The organism is Loktanella fryxellensis (genome assembly GCF_900110065.1).
Classification (GTDB): Bacteria; Pseudomonadota; Alphaproteobacteria; order Rhodobacterales; family Rhodobacteraceae; genus Loktanella; species Loktanella fryxellensis.
The window spans coordinates 1-2,095 of the sequence record NZ_FOCI01000060.1; the positions used below are offsets into that span (position 1 = coordinate 1).

Below are 2,095 nucleotides of genomic sequence, written 5' to 3' on the forward strand. Positions count from 1 at the left end.
TGTCGCCAGAAAGGGTAAAAGTGGACGACTTTTAAGCCGCCCGCAGCAGGCTCATCCCGCCGCTACCGTGGCCGACTTTTGCACCGCCGTTCTCATATTTAGTTATCCCTCTTCCAAAAAATTGGTAGCCTCTCGATTACGTTTTGCATCACAGACAATTCCGTTTCCTCAGCGTAAACCCGATCATTCGTATCAGTTGCTTCTTGTCCAATAATATTTAGACGAACTAAGCGCGGTACATCATGCATGTCGCGGATTGTTTTGTTTACGAAGTGACGGATGCTATGGAAGCATAGTTTGCGGGGGTTGCTGTCCAGAGCGAGCTCAAGCGATTTCCTCCAATTATAGCCCAGTCGCTTACCGTATTTCGTCGTTTTGCCAGCGCCAGGCGCAAGGTCAGGGAAGACTGACGAAAACTTGCGACGTTTAATATCTTCGATATATTCAAGGAAACCAGCATCAATTAGACCAGAGTGAACCAGAACTCGTCAGCGTGACGCTTCAGTCTTTACATCACGGATTTCGTTCTCGTCAAAAATGAAATAGGTAATTCCATCCTCGCACCGAATATCTGAAACTGTTAGTGCGGCAATTTCTTCCAGTCGTGCGCCTGTGACACTCGCAATCAGCGGACACCAGTATTGTCCGTCCTTCGTGATAATGGCGCCAACTTCATGACGTCGGGCACCACTTGCGCTGCCTGTCCATAGCGTGTGCTGGAATACCTTTTCGAGTTCGTCAGCTTTGAAAACAGCGCGTTTATCGCGATCCCGCTTTCGCTCCTTCAGACGCAGCTTTGCGGTGTTGATCCTGTGCTCCAGAATGATGCCTTCGCTGTCCGCCTTTTCGAGAACCTGGCGAATATGGTCGAGGTGGCGGTTCACGGTTGTCGATGACAGCCCGACGCGGTCACGGGGCAGGCTCGCAGCCTTCTGACGAAGCTGGTCATAGGTGAGGTCCTTGTCGGCCAAGCTCTTGCCATAACTGTTGGAGATGCTGCGCAGGCCATCCCTGAATGCCGACACGGCCGTTTGCGTGACGTCCCGGACGTCAGTGATCCCCGTAATCTTGCCAAATAGCTCGATGCAGAATCCATATTGGGTGATCGTCGCTGCCCTCAGGTTGTCGGATTTTTTTTCCTCCATGAGGCGGCTGACAACTGCTGCAATGGCTGGATCAGGCGCCTGTAAAGCCGTCGAGCGCACACTGTGACCTTGGACGGAGCTATTTGATGGCGCAATGACGACTTCGGCGCGCGTGGCGGCATCCTGCAGAAAGTCTTCATGATGCGCAGTCTCAGCAGAGAATGCAGCGTTGTCTTTCGTGACCATCTCGGATCGGGTGGCGTCCAGCAGGCGCCGAAGGCCGGCTGCGCGGCCCGCCTCCAGATCGGAGACAGATCGATGGGCATAGGCCATCGCCGAAACGTAGGTTTGCATCAGCTGGACAACATGCTCTGAGGCCGAAACCGATTGACCGGTTGCAGCCTCGAACGATGCCCTCAATTCTGCAGCTTTCGCAGGTGCCTTCAAACTTTCCTTCAAAAGGTTGAGAATGCGTTGACCGGCATCCGTTTCCGCAGCAGAAAGTGGACAGGCTTTTGGCGCCCCGTGCGCCTGCCATTCGGCATTAATACCATCCGCTTCGATGCAATTCCACGCTTGGATCGCTGCATCATTCCAGAGACGGTTGTCTGCCGCACCGGGACCACTGGCCGTGGTGCGCGCAATCTGTCGGCTGCGGCTCAAGTCGTTGAGCTTTTGCGAAACGATCTGCTTGGCCCAAAGCGCAAGCTCTCGCTGGCAGAGTGCCGAATAGTCCGCTTTGTCCAACATACGATCACACTCCACGCTCATCTCACGCGCCAATCTACACGCAAGCCAGCGATCTGTCGTGCGTAGCGAGAGCTGGAGGACAAAGGTTCCTGTGGAAAACCCGCAAAGGCGTCTGCGCCACTGCCATACCGCGCCGCGGCGAAAAATATGTCGATCGTGACCCATGGTATCCGTCCGGTTGCGGCGCGGTTTCAGGCCTTTTCGGGCTGCCAGTTCCACGGCATGAGTTCGTCGATGCGATTAATCTTGTGATCAGGCAG

The 2,095-nt window shown here is 54.5% G+C and carries 2 protein-coding genes; one reads left to right on the forward strand and one right to left on the reverse strand.

All coding sequences use genetic code 11. The features are described from left to right. Nucleotides 1–214, forward strand: a 214-nt coding sequence (locus BMX16_RS17840) for a hypothetical protein (protein WP_218139953.1), incomplete at its 5' end; no start/stop codon positions are given. 274 nt (nucleotides 215–488) lie between these two features. On the opposite strand, the gene BMX16_RS17130 is transcribed toward BMX16_RS17840, so the two are convergent. Continuing rightward, nucleotides 489–2,000, reverse strand: a complete 1,512-nt coding sequence (locus tag BMX16_RS17130; protein WP_143058097.1) for a site-specific integrase — start codon at nucleotides 1,998–2,000, stop codon at nucleotides 489–491. Between the last annotated feature and the right edge of the window lie 95 nt (nucleotides 2,001–2,095).

Bases quoted from the DNA above. Each gene is read 5' to 3' on its own strand.
- BMX16_RS17130 (WP_143058097.1), bottom strand. From the start codon at position 2,000: ATGGGTCACGATCGACATATTTTTCGCCGCGGCGCGGTATGGCAGTGG.